Origin of the sequence: Pedococcus cremeus, from assembly GCF_900111375.1 — a bacterium.
GTDB lineage: Bacteria > Actinomycetota > Actinomycetes > Actinomycetales > Dermatophilaceae > Pedococcus_A > Pedococcus_A cremeus.
Window position 1 is genome coordinate 711,856 of the sequence record NZ_FOHB01000001.1, and the last position, 19,960, is coordinate 731,815.

General features: G+C 68.9%; 32 protein-coding genes and 1 pseudogene. 1 reads left to right on the top strand and 32 read right to left on the bottom strand.

Annotated elements, in window-relative coordinates; translation table 11 throughout:
- Window positions 1–53: 53 nt before the first annotated feature.
- From rpsD to BMW78_RS03535, 31 genes and pseudogenes are all read right to left on the bottom strand, one after another.
- Window positions 54–662, bottom strand: coding sequence for a 30S ribosomal protein S4 (gene rpsD, locus BMW78_RS03385; protein ID WP_091756327.1), 609 nt, complete (start codon window positions 660–662; stop codon window positions 54–56).
- Window positions 663–688: 26 nt separating this feature from the next.
- On the bottom strand, window positions 689–1,096 hold the full coding sequence (rpsK, locus tag BMW78_RS03390) for a 30S ribosomal protein S11 (RefSeq protein WP_091756329.1): 408 nt from the start codon (window positions 1,094–1,096) through the stop codon (window positions 689–691).
- Window positions 1,096–1,473, bottom strand: coding sequence for a 30S ribosomal protein S13 (gene rpsM / locus BMW78_RS03395; protein WP_091756331.1), 378 nt, complete (start codon window positions 1,471–1,473; stop codon window positions 1,096–1,098). The genes rpsK and rpsM overlap by 1 nt, the downstream gene beginning before the upstream one ends.
- A gap of 219 nt (window positions 1,474–1,692) precedes the next feature.
- Complete coding sequence (gene rpmJ, locus BMW78_RS03400; protein ID WP_010148647.1) at window positions 1,693–1,806, bottom strand: 50S ribosomal protein L36; 114 nt, start codon at window positions 1,804–1,806, stop codon at window positions 1,693–1,695.
- Window positions 1,807–1,867: 61 nt separating this feature from the next.
- Window positions 1,868–2,089: a translation initiation factor IF-1 gene (infA, locus tag BMW78_RS03405; RefSeq protein WP_006946284.1), complete on the bottom strand. Its 222-nt coding sequence runs from the start codon at window positions 2,087–2,089 to the stop codon at window positions 1,868–1,870.
- Between the two features lie 132 nt (window positions 2,090–2,221).
- A complete protein-coding gene (locus tag BMW78_RS03410) occupies window positions 2,222–2,524 on the bottom strand; it encodes a hypothetical protein (RefSeq protein WP_218144202.1) in 303 nt (100 codons plus the stop codon).
- A gap of 287 nt (window positions 2,525–2,811) precedes the next feature.
- Window positions 2,812–3,654 (bottom strand): type I methionyl aminopeptidase, encoded by an 843-nt coding sequence (map, locus tag BMW78_RS03415; RefSeq protein WP_091756334.1) that lies wholly within the window; start codon window positions 3,652–3,654, stop codon window positions 2,812–2,814.
- On the bottom strand, window positions 3,654–4,229 hold the full coding sequence (locus tag BMW78_RS03420) for an adenylate kinase (RefSeq protein ID WP_091756336.1): 576 nt from the start codon (window positions 4,227–4,229) through the stop codon (window positions 3,654–3,656). The genes map and BMW78_RS03420 overlap by 1 nt, the downstream gene beginning before the upstream one ends.
- Window positions 4,229–5,542 carry a preprotein translocase subunit SecY gene (secY, locus tag BMW78_RS03425; RefSeq protein ID WP_091756339.1) on the bottom strand — a complete coding sequence of 438 codons (1,314 nt, stop codon included), beginning with the start codon at window positions 5,540–5,542 and terminating at the stop codon, window positions 4,229–4,231. Before secY ends, BMW78_RS03420 begins: the two co-directional genes overlap by 1 nt.
- Window positions 5,543–5,786: 244 nt before the next feature.
- Entirely contained in the window at window positions 5,787–6,275 is a 489-nt protein-coding gene (rplO, locus tag BMW78_RS03430) for a 50S ribosomal protein L15 (protein ID WP_091756341.1), read from the bottom strand.
- Window positions 6,276–6,277: 2 nt separating this feature from the next.
- Window positions 6,278–6,460, bottom strand: a complete 183-nt coding sequence (rpmD, locus tag BMW78_RS03435; protein WP_091756343.1) for a 50S ribosomal protein L30 — start codon at window positions 6,458–6,460, stop codon at window positions 6,278–6,280.
- Window positions 6,460–7,119, bottom strand: coding sequence for a 30S ribosomal protein S5 (gene rpsE, locus BMW78_RS03440; RefSeq protein WP_091756345.1), 660 nt, complete (start codon window positions 7,117–7,119; stop codon window positions 6,460–6,462). Before rpsE ends, rpmD begins: the two co-directional genes overlap by 1 nt.
- 40 nt (window positions 7,120–7,159) lie before the next feature.
- The gene (gene rplR, locus BMW78_RS03445) at window positions 7,160–7,534 is read right to left on the bottom strand and encodes a 50S ribosomal protein L18 (RefSeq protein ID WP_091756347.1); all 375 of its coding nucleotides are present in this window, start codon (window positions 7,532–7,534) and stop codon (window positions 7,160–7,162) included.
- A gap of 3 nt (window positions 7,535–7,537) precedes the next feature.
- A complete protein-coding gene (rplF, locus tag BMW78_RS03450) occupies window positions 7,538–8,074 on the bottom strand; it encodes a 50S ribosomal protein L6 (RefSeq protein ID WP_091756349.1) in 537 nt (178 codons plus the stop codon).
- Between the two features lie 12 nt (window positions 8,075–8,086).
- Window positions 8,087–8,485: a 30S ribosomal protein S8 gene (rpsH, locus tag BMW78_RS03455; protein WP_091756351.1), complete on the bottom strand. Its 399-nt coding sequence runs from the start codon at window positions 8,483–8,485 to the stop codon at window positions 8,087–8,089.
- Window positions 8,486–8,576: 91 nt separating this feature from the next.
- On the bottom strand, window positions 8,577–8,762 hold the full coding sequence (locus tag BMW78_RS03460) for a type Z 30S ribosomal protein S14 (RefSeq protein ID WP_091756353.1): 186 nt from the start codon (window positions 8,760–8,762) through the stop codon (window positions 8,577–8,579).
- Window position 8,763: 1 nt separating this feature from the next.
- A complete protein-coding gene (gene rplE, locus BMW78_RS03465) occupies window positions 8,764–9,324 on the bottom strand; it encodes a 50S ribosomal protein L5 (RefSeq protein WP_091756355.1) in 561 nt (186 codons plus the stop codon).
- On the bottom strand, window positions 9,324–9,674 hold the full coding sequence (gene rplX, locus BMW78_RS03470) for a 50S ribosomal protein L24 (RefSeq protein WP_091756357.1): 351 nt from the start codon (window positions 9,672–9,674) through the stop codon (window positions 9,324–9,326). The genes rplE and rplX overlap by 1 nt, the downstream gene beginning before the upstream one ends.
- Before the next feature lie 3 nt (window positions 9,675–9,677).
- Window positions 9,678–10,046, bottom strand: a complete 369-nt coding sequence (gene rplN / locus BMW78_RS03475; RefSeq protein WP_091756359.1) for a 50S ribosomal protein L14 — start codon at window positions 10,044–10,046, stop codon at window positions 9,678–9,680.
- A 140-nt stretch (window positions 10,047–10,186) separates the two neighbouring features.
- Window positions 10,187–10,480 (bottom strand): 30S ribosomal protein S17, encoded by a 294-nt coding sequence (gene rpsQ / locus BMW78_RS03480; RefSeq protein WP_091756361.1) that lies wholly within the window; start codon window positions 10,478–10,480, stop codon window positions 10,187–10,189.
- Window positions 10,480–10,710, bottom strand: a pseudogene (gene rpmC, locus BMW78_RS03485) (50S ribosomal protein L29); the annotation flags it as partial. The pseudogene rpmC and the gene rpsQ, both read right to left, overlap by 1 nt.
- Window positions 10,710–11,129 carry a 50S ribosomal protein L16 gene (rplP, locus tag BMW78_RS03490; RefSeq protein WP_091756365.1) on the bottom strand — a complete coding sequence of 140 codons (420 nt, stop codon included), beginning with the start codon at window positions 11,127–11,129 and terminating at the stop codon, window positions 10,710–10,712. The pseudogene rpmC and the gene rplP, both read right to left, overlap by 1 nt.
- Window position 11,130: 1 nt before the next feature.
- On the bottom strand, window positions 11,131–11,961 hold the full coding sequence (gene rpsC, locus BMW78_RS03495) for a 30S ribosomal protein S3 (RefSeq protein ID WP_091756367.1): 831 nt from the start codon (window positions 11,959–11,961) through the stop codon (window positions 11,131–11,133).
- The gene (gene rplV / locus BMW78_RS03500) at window positions 11,961–12,332 is read right to left on the bottom strand and encodes a 50S ribosomal protein L22 (protein WP_091756575.1); all 372 of its coding nucleotides are present in this window, start codon (window positions 12,330–12,332) and stop codon (window positions 11,961–11,963) included. Before rplV ends, rpsC begins: the two co-directional genes overlap by 1 nt.
- Window positions 12,333–12,364: 32 nt before the next feature.
- Window positions 12,365–12,646 carry a 30S ribosomal protein S19 gene (gene rpsS, locus BMW78_RS03505; protein ID WP_091756369.1) on the bottom strand — a complete coding sequence of 94 codons (282 nt, stop codon included), beginning with the start codon at window positions 12,644–12,646 and terminating at the stop codon, window positions 12,365–12,367.
- A gap of 18 nt (window positions 12,647–12,664) precedes the next feature.
- Complete coding sequence (gene rplB / locus BMW78_RS03510) at window positions 12,665–13,501, bottom strand: 50S ribosomal protein L2 (protein ID WP_091756370.1); 837 nt, start codon at window positions 13,499–13,501, stop codon at window positions 12,665–12,667.
- 28 nt (window positions 13,502–13,529) lie between these two features.
- The gene (gene rplW, locus BMW78_RS03515) at window positions 13,530–13,826 is read right to left on the bottom strand and encodes a 50S ribosomal protein L23 (protein WP_091756372.1); all 297 of its coding nucleotides are present in this window, start codon (window positions 13,824–13,826) and stop codon (window positions 13,530–13,532) included.
- Window positions 13,823–14,440, bottom strand: a complete 618-nt coding sequence (rplD, locus tag BMW78_RS03520) for a 50S ribosomal protein L4 (RefSeq protein WP_091756374.1) — start codon at window positions 14,438–14,440, stop codon at window positions 13,823–13,825. Before rplD ends, rplW begins: the two co-directional genes overlap by 4 nt.
- Before the next feature lie 5 nt (window positions 14,441–14,445).
- Complete coding sequence (rplC, locus tag BMW78_RS03525; protein ID WP_091756376.1) at window positions 14,446–15,102, bottom strand: 50S ribosomal protein L3; 657 nt, start codon at window positions 15,100–15,102, stop codon at window positions 14,446–14,448.
- 10 nt (window positions 15,103–15,112) lie between these two features.
- On the bottom strand, window positions 15,113–15,421 hold the full coding sequence (rpsJ, locus tag BMW78_RS03530) for a 30S ribosomal protein S10 (RefSeq protein ID WP_009775966.1): 309 nt from the start codon (window positions 15,419–15,421) through the stop codon (window positions 15,113–15,115).
- A 385-nt stretch (window positions 15,422–15,806) separates the two neighbouring features.
- Window positions 15,807–16,913 carry a YihY/virulence factor BrkB family protein gene (locus tag BMW78_RS03535; RefSeq protein ID WP_218144203.1) on the bottom strand — a complete coding sequence of 369 codons (1,107 nt, stop codon included), beginning with the start codon at window positions 16,911–16,913 and terminating at the stop codon, window positions 15,807–15,809.
- Window positions 16,914–17,030: 117 nt separating this feature from the next.
- Between BMW78_RS03535 and BMW78_RS03540 the strand changes: the two genes are divergently transcribed.
- On the top strand, window positions 17,031–18,323 hold the full coding sequence (locus tag BMW78_RS03540; RefSeq protein WP_091756378.1) for an alpha-hydroxy-acid oxidizing protein: 1,293 nt from the start codon (window positions 17,031–17,033) through the stop codon (window positions 18,321–18,323).
- Here BMW78_RS03540 and scpC read toward each other — a convergent pair.
- Window positions 18,277–19,830 (bottom strand): succinyl-CoA:acetate CoA-transferase ScpC, encoded by a 1,554-nt coding sequence (gene scpC, locus BMW78_RS03545; RefSeq protein ID WP_091756380.1) that lies wholly within the window; start codon window positions 19,828–19,830, stop codon window positions 18,277–18,279. The genes BMW78_RS03540 and scpC overlap by 47 nt on opposite strands.
- Window positions 19,831–19,960 lie beyond the last annotated feature (130 nt).

Consider the following 19,960-nt stretch of genomic DNA (forward strand, 5'->3'; position numbering starts at 1 on the left):
GTGCGCCCGTATGCCGCGTACGCACGGGGCGCACGCGGCATACGGATCGCGGGTCAGCTCTTGGAGTAGAGCTCGACGATGAGCTGCTCGGTGAGGATCGTGTCGATCTGCTCACGGACGGGCAGCTGGTGGATGAGGATCTGCAGCGAGCCGGGGACGACCTGCATCCAGGCCGGGACCGGGCGCTCACCGAACGTCTGGCGGGCCAGCTCGAACGGGAACGTGTTCACGGACTGCTTGCGCACGGTGATGATGTCGTACTGCTCGACGCGGTAGGACGGGACGTCCACGCGCACGCCGTTGACCTCGAAGTGGCCGTGGGTCACCAGCTGGCGAGCCGCACGACGGGTGCGGGCCAGGCCGGCGCGGTAGACCACGTTGTCCAGGCGGGACTCGAGGATCTGCAGCAGGTTGTCACCGGTCTTGCCCGAGCGGCGCGAGGCCTCCTCGTAGTAACCGCGGAACTGCTTCTCCATGACGCCGTAGGTGAAGCGAGCCTTCTGCTTCTCCTGCAGCTGGGTGAGGTACTCCTTCTCCTGCATCCGGCGACGGCCGTGCTGGCCGGGCGGGAAGGGACGGAGCTCGAAGTTCTTGTCGCCGCCGACGAGGTCGACCTTGAGGCGACGCGACTTCTTGGTGATCGGTCCGGTGTAACGGGCCATGAGTTGTTATCTACCTTTCCCGTTAGTCAGACGCGGCGGCGCTTGGGCGGGCGGACACCGTTGTGCGGCGAGGGCGTGACGTCGCTGATCGCGCCGACCTCGAGGCCGGTGGCGGTCAGGGAGCGGATGGCGGTCTCACGACCGGAACCCGGGCCCTTGACGAAGACGTCGACCTTGCGCATGCCGTGCTCCATGGCGCGGCGGGCGGCAGCCTCGGCGGCCATCTGCGCGGCGAACGGGGTGGACTTGCGCGAGCCCTTGAAGCCGACCTGGCCGGCCGAGGCCCACGAGATCACGGCCCCGGTCGGGTCGGTGATCGAGATGATGGTGTTGTTGAACGTGCTCTTGATGTGAGCGTGCCCGTGGGCGACGTTCTTCTTCTCCTTGCGGCGCACCTTCTTGGCGCCGGCCGCAGTACGGCTCTTGGGGGGCATTACTTACCGACCTTCTTCTTACCGGCGACGGTGCGCTTCGGGCCCTTGCGGGTGCGCGCGTTGGTCTTGGTGCGCTGGCCGCGCACGGGCAGGCCGCGACGGTGACGCAGACCCTCGTAGGAGCCGATCTCGACCTTGCGGCGGATGTCGGCCTGGATCTCGCGACGGAGGTCACCCTCCATCTTGACGTTCGCGTCGAGGTAGTCGCGGAGCTTCACGAGCTCCTCGTCCCCGAGGTCGCGCACGCGGGTGTTCGGGTCGACGCCCGTGGCCGCGAGAGCTTCCTTGGAGGTGGTGCGACCCACCCCGAAGATGTAGGTGAGAGCGACCTCGACGCGCTTCTCGCGCGGCAGGTCGACACCAACAAGACGTGCCATCTTGTTCAGTTTCCTTTGATCACTCGGAGGTCTGGAGCAGTACCAGTCCGGATGTCGTCCCTCGCTCTGGTGTGGAGGGATCCGGTCCTCGGCCTCCGAGCCGAGGGTGACGTCCTGGGCCGACTCGACGGTCGGGCCGACAGGGGCCGGGTACTGCAGTCATTCACTTGTGTCGCGCTTCTTCGAAGAGATGCGGTTCGTGCTAGGCCGGAGGCCTGCTCAGCCCTGGCGCTGCTTGTGGCGCAGGTTCTCGCAGATCACCATGACCCGGCCGTGACGGCGGATCACCTTGCACTTGTCGCAGATCTTCTTGACGCTCGGCTGAACCTTCATTGCCTCTGCTGTCTGTGTCGATCTGGCACCACCGCCCCGGCGGGGCGGCAGGTCTTGCTCGTCAGCGGTAGCGGAAGACGATGCGGCCGCGGGTCAGGTCATAGGGGCTGAGCTCGACGACAACCCGGTCCTCGGGGAGGATCCGGATGTAGTGCTGACGCATCTTGCCCGAAATGTGAGCGAGAACCTTGTGACCGTTGGTCAGCTCCACGCGGAACATCGCGTTCGGCAGAGCCTCGACGATCGTGCCCTCGATCTCAATGACACCGTCCTTCTTCGCCATATCCTCCACAATCCGTGACTCGGCCCACCCCAGGTTGGGACAGGCACAACTGCAGTCGGCACACGCAGACACGCATGCCGACGCATCAGTCTAAGGGCTGCTACCACGATCAGGGAAATCGCGCCAGCGCCCTCACCGCAGCACCGGCACCGCGTCGGCCGCCGGACCCAGCGCCACCCGGTCCTCCTCCGTCAACGGCACGCGGCCCGTCGCGCGCAGCACTCCCCCGGCGTCACCCCAGCCTGCAGGGAACGACCTGCCCAGCAGCGCGGTGGTCACCTCGACCGTCTCGCGCAGTGCCGGCTGGGGCAGCGCCGGCCCGGGCAGCCCGGGGGCCTCGAGCGCCACGGTCAGGTCGAGCCCGTGCACGGCGGCCTCGACCACCAACGTGCTCACGAAGTCGGGCACCGCGAGCACGACCCCCTGGGTGCCCACCCGGGCACGAGGGTCCGCCGCCTCCGCGGCGCGGGCGGCTGCCGGGCGGTGTCCGTCCACTGGGCCACCAGCCCGGCCGCGCCGTCGTAGGCCGCCGCGGCGCGCCGCACGAACGCCGCGTGCCGCTGCGCCCTACCGGGTCGGCCCGTTGTCTAGGAGTTCTCGTCGAGCCCCGCCACCAAGTCGGTCCAGCCGCGCCACAGCGTGGCCAGCACGGGGACGAGAGCGGGCCGACCATCCCTGCCGCCGTCCATCCCCCCGCCCATGCCCCGGTCCGCGCCGGCGGCTCAGGCGAGCGGTGCGTATGCCGCGCCGGCGGCTTCCAGCCGCGCCTGACCGCCGTCGAGGGAGGTCAGCACCCACAGGCCCTCGTCGGTCACCGCGACCGAGTTCTCCCAGTGGGCGGCCCGCGAGCCGTCGGTCGTCACGACCGTCCACTCGTCCTCGAGGACGTGGGTGTCCGCCGTGCCGAGGGTCACCATCGGCTCGATCGCCACGGTGACGCCGGAGCGCACGGTCGGCCCCTTGTCGCGCACGCGGTAGTTCGGGACCTGCGGGTCCTCGTGCATCTCGGTGCCGATCCCGTGCCCGACGTAGTCCTCGACGATGCCGTACTCGCGCTCGTCCCGCTCCCCCGCGGCGGTGATGCTGTCCTCGACAGCCGCGCCGACGGCATACAGGGGCTGGCCCACGGCCAAAGCGGCGATGCCGGCCCACATCGAGTCCTCGGTGGCGTCGATGAGGGCGAGGTCCTCGGGGCGCCCCGCCTCGCGGCCGCCGACGATCACCGAGATCGCGGCGTCACCGTGCCAGCCGTCGACGATCGCCCCGCAGTCGATGGAGAGCAGGTCGCCCTCGGTGAGCACGCGCCCACCCGGGATGCCGTGGACGACCTCCTGGTTCACCGACGTGCAGAGCGTGTGCCGGTAGCCGGGCACGCCCTTGAACGACGGCGTCGCGCCGCTGCCCAGGATGTGCTCCTCGGCGAGCTCGTCGAGCTGGAGGGTCGTCATCCCCGGCCGCACGGTCTGTGCCAGCAGCTGGAGGGTCTGCCCCACCACCAGGCCAGCCCGCCGCATGACGGCGATCTGGTCCGGGGTCTTGGTGTCGATACGGGACCGGCCGAACATCAGGAGCGCCGCGCCCCCTTGAGCGCGTCGTCGATGCGGGAGGTGACCTCGTCGACCTCACCCATGCCGTCGACCTGCACCAGGAGCTCGCGGCCGGCGTAGACGTCGGCGAGCGGGGCGGTCTCGCGGCGGTAGATGGCCTGCCGCTCGCGGATGACCTCCTCGGTGTCGTCGGCGCGGCCCTCGATCTCGGCCCGCTTGAGCAGCCGGTGCACGACGGCGTCCTCGTCGACGGTGAGCTCGATCACCGCGTCGAGGGCCTGGCCGTCCTCGGCCAGCATCGCGTCGAGCGCGTCGACCTGGGCCAGGGTCCGCGGGTAGCCGTCGAGCAGGAAGCCGCCCTCGGCGTCGGCCTCGCGGAGGCGGTCGCGCACGATGGCGTTGGTGATCTCGTCGGTGACGTAGCCGCCGGAGGCCAAGATGTCCTTGACCTGCCTGCCGAGCTCGGTCTCGTTCTTGATGTTGGCGCGGAAGATGTCGCCGGTGGAGATGGCGGGGATGCCGAGCCGGGCGGCCACGCGCGTGGCCTGGGTGCCCTTACCCGCACCGGGAGGGCCGAGGATGATGAGACGCATCAGCGGAGGAACCCTTCGTAGTGACGCTGCTGCAGCTGGGACTCGATCTGCTTCACGGTTTCCAGACCAACACCGACGATGATCAGGATGGACGTGCCACCGAACGGGAAGTTCTGGTTGGCGCCGACGAGCACGAGCGCAACGAGCGGGATCAGCGAGATCAGGGCCAGGTAGATGGCCCCGGGAACCGTGATGCGGGTGATCACGTAGTCCAGGTACTCCGCCGTGGGTCGCCCGGCCCGGATGCCTGGGATGAAGCCGCCGTACTTCTTCATGTTGTCGGCGACCTCGGTGGGGTTGAACGTGATCGACACGTAGAAGAACGTGAAGAACAGGATCAGCCCGATGTAGAGAGCCATGTAGATGGGGTGGTCACCCTTGACGAGGTTCGCGTCGATCCAGGTCACCCAGCCCGGCTGGTTGCCGGTCGCAGAGCGGTTGAACTGCGCGACCAGGGTCGGCAGGGCCAGCAGCGAGCTGGCGAAGATGACCGGGATGACGCCGGCCATGTTGACCTTGAGCGGGATATAGGTCGAGGTGCCGCCGTACATCTGGCGGCCCACCTGGCGCTTGGCGTACTGCACGGGGATGCGCCGCTGGCTCTGCTCGACGAAGACGACGAGCGCGATGATGAGGAAGCCGAGCAGGATCACGCCGAAGAAGATGTCCCAGCGGCCGTCGCGCTGCTGGATCGCCCACAGCGAGCTCGGGAACGAGGCCGCGATCGAGGTGAAGATCAGCAGCGACATGCCGTTGCCGATGCCCTTGTCGGTGACGAGCTCGCCGAGCCACATCACCAGGCCGGTGCCGGCGGTCATGGTGAGCACCATGATCACCAGAGTCGGGATCGAGTCGTTCGGGAGGATGCTGGTGCAGGTGGGGCCGAACAGGTTCTGCGGGTTCTGCGCGAACGTGATCAGGGTCGAGGACTGCAGCACCGCCAGACCGATGGTCAGGTAGCGGGTGTACTGCGTCATCTTGGTCTGGCCCTGCTGGCCCTCCTTCTTGAGGGCCTCGAACCGCGGGATGACCACGGTGAGCAGCTGCACGATGATGCTCGCGGTGATGTACGGCATGATGCCGAGCGCGAAGATCGACAGCTGGAGCAGCGCGCCGCCGCTGAACAGGTTGGCCAGGCCCAGCACGCCCGTCGTGGTCGGGGCGTTCTTGATGCACGCCTGGACCGCCGAGTAGCTCACCCCCGGGACGGGGACGTGGCTGCCGAGGCGGAAGATCGCGATGATCCCGAAGGTGAACAGCAGCTTCCTGCGCAGGTCCGGCGTCTTGAACGCTCGGGTGAAGGCGGTGAGCACTGGTCCTCCTGGGTGCTGCGGGGGTGTGGTGCGGGTTCCCCGCGACGTGGCTGGTGTGGCTGGGGCTGGCTCGCCGGAGTGGTGGATCCGGCGCAGGTTCTTCTGCGCAGCCCACGGAACAATACCCCGCCCCCGTTGACGGGAACTCTACCGCTCCTGCGAGTAGCCCCGGGAACCGGACCGCTACGGCCCGGCGCCCGGGGCGCTCAGGTACTGCTGGGGTGCTGCGAGGTGCGGTGCAAGCTCAGGCGTTCGCCGTCACGGAGCCGCCGGCCGCCTCGATCTTGTCCTTGGCCGTGGCCGAGAACTTGTCGGCGGTGACGTTCACCTTGACGGTGATCTCGCCGGTGCCGAGCACCTTGACCGGCTGGCCGGCGCGGACCGCGCCCTTGGCCGCGAGGTCGGTCGCGGTGACGTCGCCACCCTCGGGGTACAGCGCCGAGATGCGGTCGAGGTTCACGACCTGGTACTGCACCTTGAACGGGTTCTTGAACCCACGCAGCTTCGGCAGGCGCATGTGGAGCGGCATGGCGCCACCCTCGAAGCGCTCCGGGACCTGGTAGCGGGCCTTGGTGCCCTTGGTGCCGCGACCGGCGGTCTTGCCCTTGGAGCCCTCACCGCGACCCACACGGGTCCTGGCGGTCTTGGCACCCGGGGCGGGACGCAGGTGGTGCACCTTCAGGGCCGCACCCTCCGACGTGGCGGCGGTGTCGGCTGCCTTCTTGGTAGCCATGGTCAGTCAACCTCCTCGACGGCGACGAGGTGCGTCACGGTGCGGACCATCCCGCGGATCTCGGGGCGGTCCTCCTTGACGACGACGTCGCCGATGCGCTTCAGACCGAGGCTGCGCAGCGTGTCACGCTGGTTCTGCTTGCCACCGATCTCGGAACGGGTCTGGGTCACCTTCAGACGAGCCATCACGCACCAGCCTTCGCGGCGGCAGCGGCCTCACGGCCGGCAGCCTGGGCGCGCAGCATCGCAGCCGGCGCGACCTGGTCCAGCGGCAGGCCACGGCGAGCCGCGACCGCCTCGGGACGCTCGAGGCCCTTGAGGGCCTCGACGGTCGCGTGGACGATGTTGATGGCGTTGCTGGAGCCGAGCGACTTGCTGAGCACGTCGTGGATACCGGCGCACTCGAGCACGGCGCGGACCGGGCCACCGGCGATCACACCGGTACCGGGAGCGGCCGGGCGCAGCATGACGACACCGGCAGCGGCCTCACCCTGCACGGGGTGCGGGATGGTGCCCTGGATGCGCGGGACCTTGAAGAACTGCTTCTTGGCCTCCTCAACACCCTTGGCGATGGCCGCGGGGACCTCCTTGGCCTTGCCGTAGCCGACACCCACGGTGCCGTCGCCGTCGCCGACCACCACGAGGGCGGTGAAGCTGAAGCGGCGGCCACCCTTGACGACCTTGGCAACGCGGTTGATGGTCACCACGCGCTCGACGTAGGCGTTCTTCTCGGCCTGGTCGCGGCCGCCGTCGCGACGGTTGTCGCGGCGGTCGCGGCGGTCACCGCGCTCGCCACGGGCGTTGTCGCCAGCGGCTCCAGTGCCTCGACGCTGGGGTCCGGGCATCAGATGTTCCTCATCTCAACGGTTGCGATCTGGTTCTGGGTCACAGCGACAGCCCACCCTCGCGGGCGCCGTCGGCGATGGCGGCGATACGGCCGTGGTACTTGTTGCCGCCACGGTCGAAGACGACGGCCTCGACACCGGCGCTCTTGGCGCGCTCGGCGACGAGCTCACCGACACGACGCGCCTTCGCAGTCTTGTCACCCTCGAACGTGCGCAGGTCCGCCTCCATGGTGGAGGCCGACGCGACGGTCTTGCCGACCGTGTCGTCGACGATCTGCACGAAGACGTGGCGCGACGAGCGCGACACGACCAGGCGCGGACGCATCGCGGTGCCGGACACCTTCTTGCGGACGCGCAGGTGGCGACGCCCGCGTGCAGCGGACTTGCCCTTGGCTCGCTTGACGATCATTGCCATGGCTTACTTACCAGCCTTTCCGACCTTGCGGCGGATGTGCTCGCCCGAGTACCGCACACCCTTGCCCTTGTACGGGTCGGGCTTGCGCAGCTTGCGGATGTTCGCGGCAACCTCGCCAACCAGCTGCTTGTCGATGCCCTGGACCGAGAACCGGGTGGGGGTCTCGACAGCGAAGGAGATGCCCTCGGGGGCCTCCACGGTGATCGGGTGGCTGTAGCCGAGCGCGAACTCGAGGTTCCCGCCCTTGTTGGCCACGCGGTAACCCGTGCCGTGGATCTCCATCTTCTTCTCGTAGCCCTCGGTGACACCGAGGACCATGTTGTTGATGAGCGAGCGGGTCAGGCCGTGCAGGGCACGGGACTGGCGCTCGTCGTTCGGGCGCTTGACCGCGATGCCCTCGTCACCCTTCTCCACGGTGATCGGCTCGGCCACAACGTGCTTCAGCTCGCCCTTGGGGCCCTTCACCGTGACGGCCTGGCCGTCGATGGTGATGTCGACACCGCTCGGGACGGCGACAGGAAGTCGTCCAATACGCGACATGTCGGTTACCCCTTACCAGACGTAGGCGAGGACTTCCCCGCCCACACCCTTGGAAGCCGCCTGACGATCCGTGAGGAGGCCAGACGACGTGGAAATGATGGCCACACCGAGCCCACCGAGCACCTTGGGAAGGTTGGTGGACTTCGCGTAGACGCGCAGACCGGGCTTGGACACCCGACGCACGCCGGCGATGGACCGCTCGCGGTTCGGGCCGTACTTCAGCTCGATGGTCAGCGTCTTGCCGACCTCGGCGTCCTCGACCTTCCAGCCGGCGATGTAGCCCTCGGCCTGGAGGATCTCGGCGATGTGGGACTTCAGCTTGGAAAACGGCATGGAGACTGCGTCGTGGTGCGCCGAGTTGGCGTTCCGGACGCGGGTCAGCATGTCCGCAATCGGGTCAGTCATTGTCATGGGCTTCTCCGCCCTCTCTCACCGCGGTTTCACTGCTGTGTGCAGCGACCTTCGATGTAGAACGATCAAAACAGTGGATGTTGCTGGACTCTTACCAGGAGCTCTTGGTGATACCGGGGAGCTCGCCGCGGTGCGCCATCTCGCGGAGGCAGACACGGCACAGGCCGAACTTGCGGTACACCGAGTGGGGACGGCCACAACGCTGGCAGCGCGTGTAGGCGCGGACCTTGAACTTCGGCGTCTTGTTGGCCTTGTTGATCAGTGCGGTCTTGGCCATGTCAGTTCTCCTTGAAGGGGAAGCCCAGCGCCTTGAGCAGGGCGCGACCCTCGTCGTCGTTGGTGGCGCTGGTCACCACGGTGATGTCCATGCCACGCACGCGGTCGATCTTGTCCTGGTCGATCTCGTGGAACATCGACTGCTCGTTGAGGCCGAACGTGTAGTTGCCACGGCCGTCGAACTGACGCGGCGAGAGGCCACGGAAGTCGCGGATACGGGGCAGCCCGACGCTGACCAGGCGGTCGAGGAACTCCCACATCCGGTCGCCGCGCAGCGTGGTGTGCGCGCCGATCGGCATGCCCTCGCGCAGCTTGAACTGCGCGATGGACTTGCGGGCCCGGGTCACGACCGGCTTCTGGCCGGTGATGGCGGTCAGGTCGCGGACCGCACCCTCGATGAGCTTGGCGTCACGGGCGGCGTCGCCGACACCCATGTTGACGACGACCTTGACAACGCCCGGCACCTGCATGACGTTCTCGTGGCCGAACTGCTTCTGCAGCTGGCCCTTGATCTCGTCCGCGTACCGCTGCTTGAGGCGGGGCTTGGTGGCAATCTCAGTCATCAGAGGTCCTTACCAGAGCGCACGGAGACGCGGGTGCGGGACGCCTTCTGGCGGCCGTCGCGCTCCACGCTCTCGACGCGGGTCTTGATCCGGGTCGGCTTCTTGTCGGACGGGTCGACCACGGCCACGTTGCTGATGTGCACCGGGGCCTCCTGCACCACCAGGCCGCCGGTGCGCGAGCCGCGCGCCGTCTGACCGGCCTTGGTGTGGCGGGTGACGCGGTTGACGCCCTCGACCAGCACACGCTGGGTGTCGGGGTAGACCGCGATGACCTTGCCCTGCTTGGCCTTGTCCTTGCCCGTGAGGACCTGGACGAGGTCGCCCTTCTTGATCTTCATCTTTGCAGCCATGGGTCAGAGCACCTCCGGCGCCAGCGAGATGATCTTCATGAACTTCTTCTCACGCAGCTCGCGGCCGACGGGGCCGAAGATGCGGGTACCACGAGGGTCGCCGTCACCCTTGAGGATGACTGCGGCGTTCTCGTCGAACTTGATGTAGGAACCGTCCTGGCGGCGACGCTCCTTGGAGGTCCGCACGATGACGGCCTTGACGACGTCGCCCTTCTTGACGTTGCCGCCCGGGATGGCGTCCTTGACGGTGGCGACGATCACGTCACCGATGCCGGCGTAACGACGACCGGAACCACCGAGAACACGGATGCAAAGGATCTCCTTGGCACCGGTGTTGTCGGCGACGCGCAGTCGCGACTCCTGCTGGATCACTGTCTAACTCCTGTCGTCGAGCTGGTTCTCCCCGGGGCGCTACCCGGCTGAGCCTGGCCGAACTGTGGGTGGTTTCGTTTCGGTCGTGCGCGGCACACCGGACGGGTCCGGCATGCCGCGTGCGGCCTGGTCGTGCTCGCTTACTTGGCCTTCTCGAGGATCTCCACCACGCGCCAGCGCTTGGTGGCCGAGAGCGGGCGGGTCTCCATCAGCAGCACACGGTCGCCGACACCGGCGGTGTTCTGCTCGTCGTGGGCCTTGACCTTGCTGGTGCGACGGATGACCTTGCCGTAGAGCGCGTGCTTCACGCGGTCCTCGACCTCGACCACGACGGTCTTGTCCATCTTGTCGCTGACGACATAGCCCTGACGGGTCTTGCGGTAGTTGCGGTCCGCAGCTGCCTTCACGGCCTCATCCTTCGTGTTCTCGCTCATGCCTGCTCCTCCCGGCCGATGTTGAGCTCGCGCTCACGCATCTCGGTGTAGATCCGCGCGATGTCCTTGCGGACGGCGCGCAGACGGCCGTGGTTGTCCAGCTGGCCGGTGGCCGACTGGAACCGGAGGTTGAACAGCTCCTCCTTGGCCTTGCGGAGCTCGTCGACCAGACGGTCGTCGTCGAGACCACGCAGGTTCTGCGACGTCAGGTCCTTGGAACCGACTGCCATCAGAAGTCACCACCCTCACGCCGGACGAAGCGGCACTTCATCGGCAGCTTGTGCATCGCCAGGCGCAGGGCCTCGCGAGCAATCTCCTCGGACACACCGGAGATCTCGAACATGACGCGGCCCGGCTTGACGTTTGCGATCCACCACTCCGGCGAGCCCTTACCGGAACCCATGCGGGTCTCGGCAGGCTTCTTGGTGAGCGGACGGTCCGGGTAGATGTTGATCCAGACCTTTCCGCCACGCTTCATGTAACGGGTCATCGCGATACGAGCGGACTCGATCTGGCGGTTGGTGACGTAGGCGGGCTCGAGGGCCTGGATGCCGTAGTCGCCGAACGCGATCGTGGTGCCACCCTTCGCAGCGCCACTCCGGCCGGGGTGGTGCTGCTTGCGGTGCTTGACTCGACGAGGAATCAACATGTCAGGACTCTCCCTCAGTGCTCGCCGGGGCAGCGGTGTTGGCAGCCTCGGCAGCCTCGGTCACCGGCGCCTCGGCCGCGGGGGCCTCGGAAGCGGGACGCTCGCGGCGGGCGCGGGCGGGGCGGTCGGCCCCGTCACGACGCGGGCCGCGGGACGGACGCGGGGCAGCGGCCTGCTGCTGCGCCAGCTCGCGGGCGGTGACGTCACCCTTGTAGATCCACACCTTCACGCCGATGCGGCCGAAGGTGGTGCGGGCCTCGTAGAAGCCGTAGTCGATGTTCGCGCGGAGGGTGTGCAGCGGCACGCGACCCTCGCGGTAGAACTCGGTGCGGGACATCTCGGCGCCACCGAGGCGACCGGAGACCTGGACACGGATGCCCTTGGCACCGGCGCGGGTGGCGGACTGCATGCCCTTGCGCATCGCGCGACGGAAGGACACACGCGCCGAGAGCTGCTCGGCGATGCCCTGGGCCACCAGCTGGGCGTCGACCTCGGGGTTCTTGACCTCGAGGATGTTCAGCTGCACCTGCTTGCCCGTGAGCTTCTCAAGCTCGCCGCGGATGCGGTCCGCCTCGGCGCCGCGGCGGCCGATGACGATGCCCGGGCGGGCGGTGTGGATGTCGACGCGGACGCGGTCGCGGGTGCGCTCGATCTCGACGCGGGAGATGCCCGCGCGCTCCATGCCCTCGGACATGAGCTTGCGGATCGCCACGTCCTCCTTGACGTAGTCGCGGTAGCGCTGGCCCTCCTTGGTGGAGTCAGCGAACCAGCGGCTCTTGTGCTCGGTGGTGATGCCCAGACGGAAGCCGTGCGGGTTGACCTTCTGGCCCATTAGCGGTTGCCTCCCTTGGACTTCTGGTTCGGGGCGACGACCACGGTGATGTGGCTCGTGCGCTTGTTGATGCGGGCGGCCCGGCCCTGGGCGCGCGGGCGGAACCGCTTCATCGTCGGGCCCTCGTCCACGAAGGCCTCGCTGATGACGAGGTTGCGCTCGTCGAACGCCTCGGAGGCCTGGTCGGCCTTGACCCGGGCGTTGGCGATGGCGCTCTGCAGCACCTTCCGGACCGGGTCGGACGCGGCCTGCGGCGCGAACTGCAGCACCGCGAGGGCCTCGACGGCCTGCTTGCCGCGGACCAGGTCCACGACACGGCGCGCCTTCATCGGCGTGACGCGCACGTGGCGCGCGACAGCCTTGGCTTCCATCACGTTGTCCTTGTTGTCGGTGGAGGCGGCCATCAGCGACGACGCCCCTTCTTGTCGTCCTTCACGTGACCCTTGAACGTGCGGGTCGGTGCGAACTCGCCGAGCTTGTGGCCGACCATCGACTCGGTCACGAAGACCGGGACGTGCTTGCGGCCGTCGTGGACGGCGAGGGTGTGACCCAGCATGTCCGGCGAGATCACCGAGCGACGCGACCAGGTCTTGATGACGTTCTTGCTGCCCGCTTCGTTCTGAGCGTCCACCTTCTTCTGAAGGTGGTCGTCGATGAAGGGGCCCTTCTTCAAGCTACGAGGCATGTTTCTTCAGGCTCCTACTCAGCGCTTCTTGCCAGTACGGCGGCGGCGAACGATCAGCTTGTCGCTGGGCTTGCCGGGGCGGCGGGTGCGGCCCTCCGGCTGGCCCCACGGGCTCACCGGGTTACGACCACCGGAGGTCTTGCCCTCACCACCACCGTGCGGGTGGTCCACCGGGTTCATGGCGACACCACGGACGGTCGGGCGCTTGCCCTTCCAGCGCATGCGGCCGGCCTTGCCCCAGTTGATGTTGGACTGCTCGGCGTTGCCGACCTCGCCGACCGTGGCGCGGCAGCGCAGGTCGACGTTGCGGATCTCACCGGACGGCATGCGCAGCTGGGCGTAGGGGCCGTCCTTGGCGACGAGCTGCACGCGCACACCGGCCGAGCGGGCGATCTTCGCGCCGCCACCGGGCTTCAGCTCGACGGCGTGGATGACCGTACCGGTCGGGATGTTGCGCAGCGGCAGGCTGTTGCCCGGCTTGATGTCGGCGCCCGCGCCGTTCTCGATCATGTCGCCCTGACGCAGCCGGTTCGGCGCGAGGATGTAGCGCTTCTCGCCGTCGGCGTAGTGCAGCAGCGCGATGCGGGCCGTGCGGTTGGGGTCGTACTCGATGTGAGCGACCTTGGCCGGCACGCCGTCCTTGTCGTGGCGACGGAAGTCGATCACCCGGTAGGCACGCTTGTGGCCACCACCGATGTGACGGGTGGTGATGCGGCCGTTGCTGTTGCGGCCACCGGTCTTGGTCAGCGGACGGACCAGCGACTTCTCCGGGGTCGAGCGCGTGACCTCGACGAAGTCGGCCACGCTCGAGCCGCGGCGACCAGGCGTCGTCGGCTTGTACTTACGGATACCCATGTTCTAGTTCCTCAGTTCCTCAAGCTCGTCAGGCGCCCGCACCGAAGATGTCGATCGAGCCCTCGCGGAGGGTGACGATCGCGCGCTTGGTGTCCTTGCGCTTTCCGATGCCGAACCGCGTGCGACGGGTCTTGCCCGCACGGTTCAGGGTGTTGACCGAGTCGACCTTCACGCCGAACACGCGCTCGACCGCGATCTTGATCTCGGTCTTGTTCGCGCGGGGGTCGACGATGAAGGTGTACTTGCCCTCGTCGAGGAGGCCGTACGACTTCTCCGAGACGACCGGTGCGATCAGGATGTCGCGGGGGTCCTTGTGAGCGCTCACTTGGCCTCCTCCTTGTCAGCCTTGGCCGGGCCCGCGACGAACGCGTCGAGGGCGGCCTGGGTGAAGACGACGTCGTCGGCGCAGAGCACGTCGTAGGTGTTCAGCTGGTCGGCCACGAGGACGTGGACGTCGGCCAGGTTGCGCACCGACTTGAACGAGACCTCGTCGTCGCGCGTCAGCACGACGAGCAGGTTCTTGCGCTCGGTCAGGCCGGACAGCAGCGCCAGTGCGTCCTTGGCGGACGGGACGTCAGCGGTGACCAGGCTGTCGACGACGTGGATGCGGCCGTGGCGCGCCCGGTCCGAGAGGGCACCGCGCAGGGCGGCGGCCTTCATCTTCTTGGGGGTGCGCTGCGCGTAGTCGCGCGGCTGCGGGCCGTGGACGGTGCCACCGCCGGCGAACTGCGGCGCGCGGGTCGAGCCCTGGCGGGCGCGGCCGGTGCCCTTCTGGCGGTAGGGCTTCCTGCCACCGCCGCGGACCTCGCCGCGGGTCTTGGTGGAGTGCGTGCCCTGACGCGCGGCAGCGAGCTGCGCCACGACGACCTGGTGGATCAGGGGGACGTTGACCTGGACGTCGAAGATCTCGGCGGGCAGGTTCTTCTCAGTGGTAGGCATCAGGCTCAGGCTCCCTTGGCAGCCGTGCGAACCAGGACGAGGCCGCCGCGGGGGCCGGGAACGGCACCCTTGACGAGCAGCAGACCCTTCTCCGCGTCCACGGCGTGGATGGTGAGGTTCTGGGTGGTCTGGCGCACGCCACCCATGCGGCCGGCCATGCGCATGCCCTTGAACACGCGACCCGGGGTGGCGCAGCCACCGATCGAGCCCGGCTTGCGGTGGTTGCGGTGCGCACCGTGGGAGGCCGAGACGCCCTTGAAGCCGTGACGCTTCATGACGCCCGCGAAGCCCTTGCCCTTGGTGGTGCCGGTGACGTCGATCTCCTGGCCGGCCTCGAAGGACTCGGCGGTGATCTCCTGGCCCAGCGCGTACTCGCCGGCGTCGGCGGTGCGCAGCTCGACGAGGTGGCGGCGCGGGGTCACGCCGGCCTTCTCGAAGTGGCCGCCCATCGGCTTGTTGACCTTGCGCGGGTCGATCGCGCCGTAGGCGATCTGGACCGCGGCGTAGCCATCGGTGTCGGCGTCGCGCACCTGGGTGACGACGCAGGGGCCGGCCTTGATCACGGTCACGGGGACGAGCCGGTTCTCGGCGTCCCAGACCTGGGTCATGCCCAGCTTCTCGCCGAGCACACCCTTCACCGTCTTGGTAGCAGTCGTGGTCATGTCGTCAGCCTCAGAGCTTGATCTCGATGTTGACGTCAGCCGGCAGGTCGAGTCGCATCAGCGAGTCGACGGCCTTCGGCGTCGGGTCGATGATGTCGATGAGGCGCTTGTGGGTTCGCATCTCGAAGTGCTCGCGGCTGTCCTTGTACTTGTGGGGCGAGCGGATGACCACGAAGACGTTCTTCTCCGTGGGGAGCGGCACGGGGCCGACCACCGTCGCGCCAGCACGGGTCACCGTGTCGACGATCTTGCGCGCCGAGTTGTCGATGACCTCGTGGTCATACGACTTCAAGCGGATGCGGATCTTCTGTCCCGCCATCTCCGTTACGTCTCTCTCTCGCCGTACAGCTTGCATAGGGCCGGCTCACGGATCTCCGACCCCCGCGGTCGGGTGTGTCGCACCCGTTTCACGGTCCGACGACATGCGTGGTCACGCAGTCGTGCGGCTTTTTGTCAGATATCCGGCGGAGCCGGGGCTTGCGCTTCCCCGGAGTGTCGCCCCGGCCCGCGTCAGCGGCCGGTTCGAGGTGTGTCACCGGGGGTGGCACCGCCGACATGGGTCAGCGACGCGCGACAAGCAACCTGACCAGTGTGCCAGAGCCTCGGCGACCTACCAAATCGGGTCCGGAGCACCCGGCATCCGCGCGCGCGTGGCGCGTCGCGCCCCCCGTCCAGCGCCCGACAGGGTATGCCGTGTGGGCGCCTCAGCGGTCCTGGGACCCGTTGGGAGCCCCGGTGTGGGCCCCCGGGGCCACCTCGTTGCGCTGGGCCTCCTCGCGCAGGCGGCGACCCTCCTCCACCTTCTCCTGGAGCTTCCCGGCCTTCTTGTCCGAGGCGCGGGTGTCGCGAGGCGGGAGCTGGATCGTCTCCTCCGCCTCGATGCCGGCCTGCAGCTCACGGGAGCGCTCGAGCTCGGCGTCGACCTCGGCCCCGAAGAGCAGGGCCAGGTTGGTGATCCACAGCCACAACAGGAAGACGATGACGCCGGCGAGGGAGCCGTAGGTCTTGTTGTAGGAGCCGAAGTTGGCGACGTAGAAGCCGAACGCGACGGAGGCCACCAGCCACACGAGGATGGCGATGCCGGCGCCCACGCTCATCCAGCGGAACTTCGGCTGCTTGACGTTCGGGGTCGCGTAGTAGAGCACCGCGACCAGGACGACGACGATCGCGAGCATCACGGGCCACTTGGCGATGTTCCAGACCGTGACCGCGGTGTCGCCCAGGCCGATGACGTCACCGATCGACTTCGCGAGCGAGCCGCTCACGACGAGGCCGATGAGCACGAGCGCGACGAGGATCACGCCGGCCAGCGTGAGCACGAGCTGCAGCGGTCGCAGCTTCCACACCGGGCGCCCCTCGTCGATCTGGTAGATCCGGTTCATCGCGCGACCGAAGGCCCCGATGTAGCCCGAGGCCGACCAGATGGCGCCGAGGATCCCGAAGACGAAGGCGAAGCCGGCGGCCCGGGTCTGGGTCATCTGCTCGATGGGCCCCTGCAGGGCGTTGGCCGCCGAGCCCTGCCCCAGCTGCCGGACGATGTCGAGCAGCGCGGTGGTGGTCGACTTGCCCTGGCCGAACACGCCGAGCAGGGAGACCAGGGCGAGCATGGCCGGGAAGATCGCCAGCACGGCGTAGTAGGTCAGGGCCGCCGCGAGGTCGGTGCACTGGTCGCGGCCGAACTCCATCCACGCCTTCTTGGCCGTGTAGGTCCACGCCGGCTTCACGAGGTCGGACGGCGAGTCCGGCTTGCGGCTGTCGTCCTCGTGAGGTGCTGTCTGCGCCTTCTCGACGCTGGTGCCTTCGCGAGCCATCGCGGGCTCCTTTCGGTGCGGGAAGTCGCCTTTGTCTCGACTGTAGGCACCACGCCGCCGACCCGCGCGTCGGGCGATACTGGCCGCCGGACCCACCACCGGCGACAGGGAGCGACGATGACGAGCACCGAGCGAGCGGCCGCGGATGCCGGCCGAGCCCGCCAGGGCGAGGTCTTCCGGGCCGGGGTGCTCGGGCGCCGGCCACGGGTGCCCGTCGGTGTCGATGCCCTGGAGCGGCGGGCGCGACGCGCCATGTCAGCCAAGGCGTGGGCCTACGTCGCGGGTGGGGCCGGGGCCGGGCTGACCATGGCGGCCAACCGTGCGGCATTCGCGCGCTGGTCGATCGTCCCGCGCATGCTGGCCGGCTCCACGGCTCGCGACCTCGGCGTCGAGCTGTTCGGACGGCGGCTGCCCACTCCCCTGCTCCTGTCCCCGATCGGGGCGGCGGCGCTGGCCCACCCCGACAGCGACCGGTTGGCGGCGTCGGCCGCGGCCGCCCTCGGCATCCCGTTCGTCATCTCCAGCCAGGGGTGCAGCCCGATGGAGGACGTCGCGGCCGCGATGGGCGCGGGTCCGCGGTGGTACCAGCTGTACTGGAGCACCGACGACCAGCTCGTCGACAGCATGATCGCCCGCGCCGAGGCCATCGGGTGCGACGCGCTCGTCGTCACCGTCGACACGACGATGCTCGGGTGGCGGCCGGAGGACCTCACCCTCGGCAGCCTGCCGTTCAGCCAGGGCATCGGCATCGCGCAGTACACCTCGGACCCGCGCTTCCAGCAGGTCGTGGCCGAGCGGCTGGCCGCGCCCCGTGCGCCGACGGCCCCGGTGCGGGTCACCCCGGCCGCGGTGCGCTCGCTGCTCTCCCTCACCCGGGCCCACCCCGGCCGGTTCGCGGACAACCTGCGCTCCCCCGTCCCGCGCGCTGCGGTCGAGGCCTTCCTGGACATCTACTCCAACCCCGGCCTCGGCTGGGACGACCTGGCCACGCTGCGGCGGCGCACCCGGCTGCCCGTGCTGGTCAAAGGAATCCTCCACCCCGACGACGCCCGGCTCGCCGTGGAGGCCGGGGCGAGCGGCGTGGTGGTCTCGAACCACGGCGGTCGCCAGGTCGACGGCGCCATCGCCTCGCTCGACGCGCTGCCGGACGTCCGGGAGGCGGTCGGCCCCGACACGGTGGTCGTGCTCGACAGCGGGGTGCGCACCGGGGCCGACGTCCTCAAGGCCCTGGCGCTGGGCGCCGACGCCGTGGGCGTCGGACGGCCGTGGGTCTACGGCCTCGCGGTCGCCGGGCGTGAGGGCGTCCGCGAGGTGCTGGCCAACCTCGTGGCCGAGCTCGAGCTCACCATGGGCCTCAGCGGCGTCAGCTCGGTGCGGTCGGCCGGAGCGGAGCTGCTGCGGCAGGGGTGAGCGCCATCGTGCCGGTCTCGATGTAGCGCTGGTGCCAGCTGAGGGCCTCTCCGAGCAGGTGCGGGGTGTGCCGCCCCCACGCACCGGCCGTCGCCCGCTCGAGGTAGTCGTGCAGCATCGGCCGGTATGCCGGGTGCGCGCACTGCTCGATGATCCGGGCGGCGCGGCGCCGCGGGGCGAGCCCGCGCAGGTCGGCGAGGCCCTGCTCGGTGATGACGACGTCGACGTCGTGCTCGGTGTGGTCGACGTGCGAGACCATCGGCACGATGCAGGACAGCGCGCCTCCCTTCGCGGTCGACGGCGTCACGAACGTGGAGATGTAGGCGTTGCGCGCGAAGTCGCCGGAGCCGCCGATGCCGTTCTGGATCCGTGAGCCCATGACGTGCGTGGAGTTCACGTTGCCGTAGATGTCGGCCTCGATCATCCCGTTGCTCGCAATGACGCCGAGCCGGCGGATCACCTCGGGGTGGTTGGAGATCTCCTGCGGCCGCAGGACGATCCGGTCACGGAAGAAGGCCACGTTGTCGTTGAAGCGCTCGATCCCGGCCGGGCTCAGCGAGAAGGCGGTGGCCGACGCGAGGGTGATGGTGCCCGACTCGAGGAGGTCGAGCATGCCGTCCTGCAGCACCTCGGTGTAGGCGGTGAGGCCGGTGCGCCCGCTGTCGGCGAGGCCCGCGAGGACCGCGTTGGCGATGTTGCCGACTCCCGACTGCAGGGGCAGCAGGCCCGGCGGGATGCGCCCCGACGCGACCTCGCGGTCGAGGAACTCGATGAAGTGGGCGGCGATCGCCCGCGACTCGGCGTCGGGGTCCTTGAAGGCCGAGTTCCGGTCGGGCGCGTGGGTCTCGACGACGGCCACGACCTTCTCGGGCGGGCACCGGAACCGCGGCACCCCGATCCGGTCGCCGGGCTCGGTGATCATGATCGGCTGGCGGTGCGGCGGCAGGGCGGTGCCGTAGTAGATGTCGTGCATGCCGTCGAGCTCCAGCGGCTGCCACGAGTTCACCTCGAGGATGACGGCGTCGGCCTGGTCGATCCACGTCTTGTTGTTGCCGACCGAGCTCGACGGGATGAGGTCGCCGTCCTCGGTGATCCCGGAGACCTCCACGAGGGCGACGTCGAGGTGGCCGAGGAAGCCCTCCCACACCATCTGGGCGACGTGCGAGAGGTGCACGTCGATGTACTCCATCGTGCCGGCGTTGATCTTGGCGCGGCTGACCGGGTCGGACTGGTAGGGCAGGCGGAGCTCGATGCCATCGGCCTCCGCCAGGGCCCCGTCGAGCTCGGGAGCGGTCGAGGCACCGGTCCAGACGCCGATGCGGAAGTCCTCGCCGCGCGCCCGGTGCTCCCCCATGAGCGCGGCCAGCGCCTGGGGCACCGCCTTGGGGTAGCCGGCGCCGGTGAACCCGCTCATGCCGACGTTCTGACCGGGCCGGATGAGGGCGGCCGCGTCCCGGGCCGACATGACTTTCCGTCGCAGCCCCGCATGGGCGATCCGCGTGCTCATCTGCTGTCCTCCGCCACCGGCACCAGCGCCGGCGCCGCCAGTCTAGGGCGGCCGCCGTCATGCCCCTCGAGAGCCCCGGCGACAGGCGACGACCAACAGGCAAAGACGAGGACGCGGCATACCGGCTCGT